This is a genomic window from Caulobacter sp. B11, from assembly GCF_002737765.1.
In the GTDB taxonomy this organism is placed as follows: domain Bacteria; phylum Pseudomonadota; class Alphaproteobacteria; order Caulobacterales; family Caulobacteraceae; genus Caulobacter.
On sequence record NZ_PEGG01000149.1, the window covers coordinates 1 to 6,937 of the forward strand.

At 66.7% G+C, this 6,937-nt stretch carries 7 protein-coding genes and 2 pseudogenes; all 9 read left to right on the plus strand.

Annotated features, from left to right (window positions below):
* A pseudogene (locus CSW58_RS07380) lies at positions 1 to 588 on the plus strand (ATP-dependent DNA ligase); the annotation flags it as partial.
* A gap of 255 nt (positions 589 to 843) precedes the next feature.
* Positions 844 to 1,461, plus strand: a complete 618-nt coding sequence (locus CSW58_RS07385; RefSeq protein WP_099446855.1) for a ribonuclease D — start codon at positions 844 to 846, stop codon at positions 1,459 to 1,461.
* Positions 1,462 to 1,472: 11 nt separating this feature from the next.
* Positions 1,473 to 2,108 (plus strand): LPS export ABC transporter periplasmic protein LptC, encoded by a 636-nt coding sequence (gene lptC / locus CSW58_RS07390; protein ID WP_099446856.1) that lies wholly within the window; start codon positions 1,473 to 1,475, stop codon positions 2,106 to 2,108.
* An 11-nt stretch (positions 2,109 to 2,119) separates the two neighbouring features.
* Positions 2,120 to 2,650: an LptA/OstA family protein gene (locus CSW58_RS07395; protein WP_099446861.1), complete on the plus strand. Its 531-nt coding sequence runs from the start codon at positions 2,120 to 2,122 to the stop codon at positions 2,648 to 2,650.
* Between the two features lie 3 nt (positions 2,651 to 2,653).
* A complete protein-coding gene (lptB, locus tag CSW58_RS07400; protein WP_099446857.1) occupies positions 2,654 to 3,421 on the plus strand; it encodes an LPS export ABC transporter ATP-binding protein in 768 nt (255 codons plus the stop codon).
* Positions 3,422 to 3,564: 143 nt separating this feature from the next.
* Entirely contained in the window at positions 3,565 to 5,058 is a 1,494-nt protein-coding gene (rpoN, locus tag CSW58_RS07405) for an RNA polymerase factor sigma-54 (RefSeq protein ID WP_099446858.1), read from the plus strand.
* Between the two features lie 177 nt (positions 5,059 to 5,235).
* Positions 5,236 to 5,847, plus strand: coding sequence for an exopolysaccharide biosynthesis protein (locus CSW58_RS07410; RefSeq protein ID WP_099446859.1), 612 nt, complete (start codon positions 5,236 to 5,238; stop codon positions 5,845 to 5,847).
* 49 nt (positions 5,848 to 5,896) lie between these two features.
* Positions 5,897 to 6,526 (plus strand): ribosome hibernation-promoting factor, HPF/YfiA family, encoded by a 630-nt coding sequence (hpf, locus tag CSW58_RS07415; protein WP_099446860.1) that lies wholly within the window; start codon positions 5,897 to 5,899, stop codon positions 6,524 to 6,526.
* A 187-nt stretch (positions 6,527 to 6,713) separates the two neighbouring features.
* A pseudogene (locus tag CSW58_RS07420) lies at positions 6,714 to 6,937 on the plus strand (PTS sugar transporter subunit IIA); the annotation flags it as partial.

Here is a 6,937-nt window from a genome sequence, read left to right on the forward strand (position 1 = left end):
GCCCAGACCGCCGCCGTGGAGCTCCATCCCTGGAACTGCGAACCCTTCCATCCCGAGCAGCCCGGTCGGCTGGTGTTCGACCTTGACCCGGCCCCGGACGTGGCCTTCGACGCGGTCATCGCGGCCGCGCGGGAGATCCGCGATCGTCTCGAGGCCCTGGGCCTGGTCAGCTTCTGCAAGACCACTGGCGGCAAGGGTCTGCATGTGGTGACGCCGGTGCGGGCCAAGGGCGTCGACTGGCCCGCCGCCAAGGCCTTCGCCCGCGACGTCTGCAAGGCCATGGCCGCCGAGTCGCCCGACCGTTATCTGATCACCATGGCCAAGAAGGACCGCACGGGGCGGATCTTCCTGGACTATCTCCGCAATGACCGGATGGCGACGGCGGTGGCGCCGCTGTCGCCGCGCGGCCGGCCCGGGGCCCCGGTCTCCATGCCGCTTGCCTGGGGCCAGGTGAAAAAGGGCCTCGACCCCGCGCGATATACGGTGCGCACCATCCCCGCCCTCGTGAAGACGCTCACCGCCTGGGAGGACTATGGCGCCGGCGCGCGGCCCCTGGAGGTCGCGATCAAGCGGCTGGGCAGGGGCTGAAACCCGCGCCCCTGGGCGGCTTTCCTGGATCGGCATGCGCCTGGCCCATCGTCTCTCGAGGCCGTTCCCGTCCATCGGGTTCAGAGCGACCACTCGGCCTCCCCGGCGTCGAAAGACAAGGCGGCGCGGCGCCAACCTGTCCTTGCGATAGATATCCTGTTCATCTGGCCTATAGTGTCGGCGCCCCATATTGTAGGCGTGTCGGGAATTTCGGACGTCCGTGCGACGGGACCGACGCGCGGAGACCAGAACGACTTGGCCAATTTCCTTCATGAGGGTGATCTGCCCGACGGCGTCTTCGCCGGGGCGACCGCGATCGCCATCGATTCCGAGACCATGGGCCTGCGCCTGGGCCGCGATCCGCTGTGCGTCGTGCAGCTGTCGAGCGGCGACGGCGACGCGCACGTGGTGCGGCTGGACCGGGCCACCTATGACGCGCCCAATCTCAAGCGCCTGCTGACCGATCCGACGATCCTCAAGCTGTTCCATTTCGGGCGCTTTGATATCGCCATGTTCCTGCTGCACCTGGGGGTCATGACCGCCCCGGTATACTGCACCAAGATCGCCTCGAAGCTGGCCCGCACCTATACCGACCGCCACGGCCTCAAGGACGTGACCCGGGAACTGGTGGCCGTCGAGCTGTCGAAGGCGCAGCAAAGTTCAGACTGGGGCGCGGCGACCCTTACCCCCGAACAGGTGGCCTATGCCGCCTCCGACGTCCTGCACCTGCACGCCCTGCGCACTCGCCTGGACGCCATGCTGGTGCGCGAGGGCCGCATGGGCCTGGCCCAGGCCGCCTTCGACTATCTTCCCCACCGCGCGGCGCTGGACCTGGCGGGCTGGGAAGACGTCGACATCTTCGCGCATACCTGAGGGCTGGACCAATGAGCGCGACGGCCGCGGGCGACAGGGGCGCCTTTCAACGCGATTTGAGGCGCTGGCGACGGCGCTCGCATCTCGTGCGCCTGGCGCGGGTGGTGCTGCCGGCGACGATCATCGCGATCCTGGCCGGCGCCGGCGGCCAGGCCGCCTGGCGCAGCCTGACCGCCGGCGACCGCAAGCCCGACCAAGCCAAGGCCCAGATCCGGATGATCGCGCCGCGCTTCTATGGTCAGTCCAGCGACGGCCGCGCTTTCGTGATCACCGCCCGTTCGGCGGTGCGCGACGAGGTCGATCTCAAGCGCGTGTTCCTCGACACACCGACCCTGACCCTGGGCGTGGGCACCGAGGCGCCGACACGGCTCAACGCCAACCGCGGCGTCTACAACGAGACAACGCTGAAGCTGCAACTGATCGGCGATGTTCGGCTGGACGACGGCATGGGTTACCGCTTCGCGTCGGAGGAAGCCCTGGCCGACACCAAGACCGGGAACATCACGGGCGAAACCAGCCTGCAGGGCGAGGGTCCGATTGGACAGGTGCAATCCAAGGCCTACTCCGTATATGAGAGGGGCGATCGGATTGTGTTCCGGGGCGGCGTTCGCGCCCGTATCGACCGACAGCCGAGCGGCGACAGATGAGGACGTTATTGATGAAGCCTTGGATCGTGGCGGCGGCTTTGGCCCTGGGCCTGTCGGGCGGCGCGGCCTCCGCGCAGGCGGTCAGCGACTCCAGCGCGCCGGTCGACATCTCGGCTGACGAGAGCGAAGTGCTCAACAGCCAGTGCCTGAGCATCTGGCGGGGCAATGTCGAGGTGCTGCAGGACAAGACCCGCCTGCGCGCCAGCCGCATGACGGTCTATTACCAGAAACGTTCCGGCGACGGCGGCTGCAGCGCCACCGCCGACCGCATCGTCGCCGAGGGCAACGTGTTCTACGTCACCCAGGAGCAGGCGGTGCGCGGCGATATGGCGGTCTACCAGTACGCCGCCGACACCATCACCATCAGCGGGGATGTCGTCGCCGTCCAGGGCCAGGACGTGGTGCGCGGCGACCGCATGACCATCAAGGTGCGGACCAATGACGTGAAGATGGAATCCAACGCCAAGGGGCGCGGCAAGAGCGGCCGGGTGCGCGCGGTGATCTATCCCGACGCCAAGAAAAACGCCGCCGGCAAGCCCTAGACCATGGCCCAGATCCCCTCCGCCGGCGGTTCGGCCGCCGACAGCGACGGCCTGTTCGTCGATTCCATCGGCAAGTCGTTTGGCGACCGTCCGGTCGTCAAGAGCGTCTCCCTGCGCCTCAAGCGCGGCGAGGTCGCCGGGCTCCTGGGGCCCAACGGGGCGGGCAAGACCACCTGTTTCTACATGATCACCGGCCTGATCGGGGTCGACTACGGTTCGATCTATCTGGATGGCGAGGACATCACCAGCCAGCCCATGTTCCAGCGCGCCCGTCTGGGCGTCGGCTACCTGCCGCAGGAAGCCTCGATCTTCCGGGGCATGACGGTCGAGCAGAACGTGATGGCGGTGGTCGAGATGCGCCAGCCCAACGCCCGCCTGGCGCGCGAGGCGGTCAGCGGCATTCTTGAAGAGCTGCACATCACCCATATTCGTAAGTCGCCCGCCGTGGCGCTGTCGGGCGGCGAGCGGCGGCGGGTGGAAATCGCTCGCGCCCTGGCCAGCGAACCATCGTTCATGCTGCTGGACGAGCCCTTCGCCGGCATTGACCCCCTGGCGATCGCCGACATCCGCGAGGTCATCGGCTATCTGAAGGGCCGCGGCATCGGCATCCTGATCACCGACCATAATGTCCGCGAAACGCTCGACATCATCGATCGGGCCTCGATCATCCATGCCGGAGAAGTGCTGTTCGAGGGCTCGCCGAAGGAAATCGTCGATAATCCCGAAGTCCGCCGCGTCTATCTGGGCGACAGCTTCGCCGAGCGCACCTGACCGCGCCCTTATTCCGCAAGGAATCCTGAGCCGGATCGGACCGAACGTCGCACCGGCCCGCTTTTTGCAGGCGTTGGCTTGGCGTTAACCAGACTGCCCTTCAATGGCCATCGAAACATTGTTCGATTTGCCAGGAGGGCGCATTGGCGCTCAACCACCGACTGGAGCTTCGGCAAGGCCAGGGCCTTGTCATCACGCCGCAGCTGCAGCAGGCGATTAAGCTTCTGCAACTGTCGAACATCGAGCTGGACGCCTTCATTGAGGGCGAGCTCGAGCGTAACCCGCTGCTCCAACGCGATGACCGCGAGTCCGAAACCGAGCGCGAGGGCGAGCCCGAGCGTCCGACGGAAAATCTCGGCCTGGATTCGGTGTCCGACGCGGCCGCCAGCCGCGAGAATGACGCCCAGCCCGACGATGTCAGCCCCGGCGAACGCGCCACGGGGGACGGGGCCGAGGCCGAACAGGCCGGCGGCCAGATCGATTGGTCGCGGGCCGGCACGGGCGGCAGCTTCGAAAGCGACGAGGGCTATGAGCGGGCCCTCAGCCGCGACCTGACCCTGCGCGAGCATCTCTGCGAGCAGCTGAGCGTCGCCCGGCTCTCCCCGTCCCAGACGGTGGTGGCGGGCGTTCTGGTCGACGCCGTCGACGAGGGCGGCTATCTGCGCGTCGACCTCGAGGAGGTCGCCGAACGCCTGGGCTGCGACATCGGTTTCGTCGAAGGCGTTCTGGCCGTCCTACAGGGCTTCGAGCCGGTCGGGGTCTTCGCGCGCGACGTCCGCGAATGCCTGGCCCTGCAGCTCAAGGACCAGAACCGCTACGATCCCGCCATCGCCATCCTGCTGGACAATCTGGAACTTCTGGCCCGCCGGGATCTGCCGTCGCTGCGTCGCCTGTGCGGCGTCGACGACGAGGACCTGCGCGAGATGATCGCCGAGATCCGCGCCCTGACCCCGCGGCCCGGCGCGGCCTTCCACAGCGACCCGGCCCAGACCCTGGTTCCCGACGTCCATATCCGCGAGGGACTCGGCGGCATGTGGCACGTGGACCTGAACTCCGACACCCTGCCCAGGGTCCTGGTCGACCAGCGCTACCATGCCCGGGTCAGCAAGGGCGCGCGCAGCGACCAGGAAAAGACCTTCGTCTCCGACTGCTTCGCCAGCGCCAACTGGCTGGTCAAGAGCCTGGACCAGCGCGCCAAGACGATCCTCAAGGTCGCCAGCGAGATCGTTCGCCAGCAGGACGGCTTCCTGGCCTATGGCGTCGAGCATCTGCGCCCCCTGAACCTCAAGACCGTCGCCGACGCCATCGGCATGCACGAAAGCACCGTCAGCCGGGTCACTTCGAACAAGTATGTCTCGACCCCGCGCGGCGTCTTCGAGCTGAAATATTTCTTCACCGCCGCGATCCAGTCGTCGGAAGGCGGCGAGGCCCATTCGGCCGCCAGCGTGCGCCACAAGATCAAGGGCCTGGTCGAGGCCGAGAAGCGCGAGGCCGACGTCCACTCCGACGACGCGATCGTCGAGATCCTCAAGGTCGCCGGCGTCGATATCGCCCGCCGCACCGTGGCCAAGTATCGTGAAGCCTTGCGCATCCCCTCGTCGGTCGAGCGCCGGCGCCTGATCAAGGAGTCCTGCTGAGGCGATTTCGCCGCACCTGACATCAAAGGGGCGGAAAAAGGGTCTCTGCATCAAGGCTTTAGTGCGTGTACGGCGGCGAGGCCGCCGAAAATTTCGGCGTATCGGCCGCGGCGACATCATCGTGTCGCGAGCCAAGCGCCACTTGCTGCGTTATGGGGACGTAGCCGCGGGTTTCCAATGCCGATTGATAGTCTGTCCGATGTGATTGAAGGGTTTGGCGAGGACGCCCGGCCGACCCTGACGGTGGGCGAAATGCTGCTGGCGTTCGACAGCCGCGCCTTCGGGGCCATGCTGTTCATCTTCGGCCTGCTCAACACCCTGCCGCTGCCGCCCGGATCGTCGACCATCCTCAGCCTGCCGATCCTGTTGCTGGCCCCGCAGGTGGCCTGGGGCGCCAATGCGCCCTGGCTGCCGCGCCGCCTGGTCGAGCGGCCGATCAAGCGATCCGAGCTTCGCGGCCTGTTCCGCAAGCTGACGCCAATCGTCCGCTGGATGGAGCTGGTGACCCGTCCCCGCCTGGAAATCATGTTCGGCGCCCTGGGCGAGCGGATGGTCGGGGTGGTCTGCACCCTGCTGGCCATGGTGCTGGTTCTGCCCATCCCCCTGGGCAATCTTCTGCCCGGCGCGACCGTGGCTGTGCTGTCGTTGTCCCTATTGCAGCGCGACGGCTTGTTGGCCCTGCTTGGCTACGCCATGGCCGCCGCCAGCGCCGCCTTGCTGGTGGTGAGCGCCGGCGTGGTGACCGCCGCGGTCACCCAACTGATCAGCTTTTTTTCGGGTCTTTTCTAAGGCCTTCAGCACGCTTGACACCGACGCCCGGCGGGCGCGTTGTTACGGGATGCAAGTCCAAGTCTCCGGCAAGCATGTCGACGTTGGTGAGGCTCTGCGAGCGCGAGTCTCCGACGAAATCGTTTCGAGCATCGGTAAGTATTTCGACCGTGGCGGCAACGCCGAGGTCGTGATCAGCAAAGAGGGCTATGCCTTCCGCGCCGATTGCTCGGTCAAATTGGCCTCCGGTCAGCAACTGATCAGCCATGGGTCCGGCGGTGACGCCCACATGGCCTTTGATCAGGCCCTGTCCAAGATCGAGACCCGGATTCGCCGCTACAAGCGACGACTCAAGAGTCACTCGATCGCCGCCAGCGCCAAGCAGGCCGAGAACGCGGCCATGTATGTGCTGCGGGCCCCCGAGGATGACGGGGGCGACGAGGATTGGGACGCCCAGGACGACCATCCGGCCGGGGCGCCCTCGGCCATGATCATCGCCGAGACCCAGGCCTCGCTGAAGATCATGACTGTTTCCATGGCGGTCATGGAACTGGACTTGACCGAGTCCCAGGCAATCGTGTTTAGGAACGCCGCTCACGATGGATTGTCGGTGGTGTACAGGCGGCCAGACGGGAATATCGGCTGGATCGACCCTGAACGCACGACGTCGCTGAATGGGCACGGGTCAGCCGCACGCTAACCTGACCGCAATCTAGGTTGGGTACGTTTCGGTGGGATCCGTGGCGACACGGCGACCGGCAAACGAGCGAGCTTACGACTTTGATGACCATCGGGGATTTGCTGGATCCGGGCGCTATTTCGTTGCGCGTGAGCGCGGCGAACAAGCGTCAGGTGCTCAATGTCATCGCCGACGTCGCCGCCGCGCCTTGGGCGTCGACGCCGAGGCGGCCTTTGACGGCCTGATGGAGCGCGAGGCGGCCAGTTCGACCGGCGTGGGCCAGGCGTCGCCCTGCCTCACGCCCGGCTGCCGGGTCTGGATCGGGTGCGGGCAGTGTTTCGTGCGTCTGGAAACGCCGGTGGCGTTCGGCGCGGTCGACGACAAGCCCGTCGACCTGCTGGTCGCCCTGTTCGCGCCGCCCGAGGCCAATTC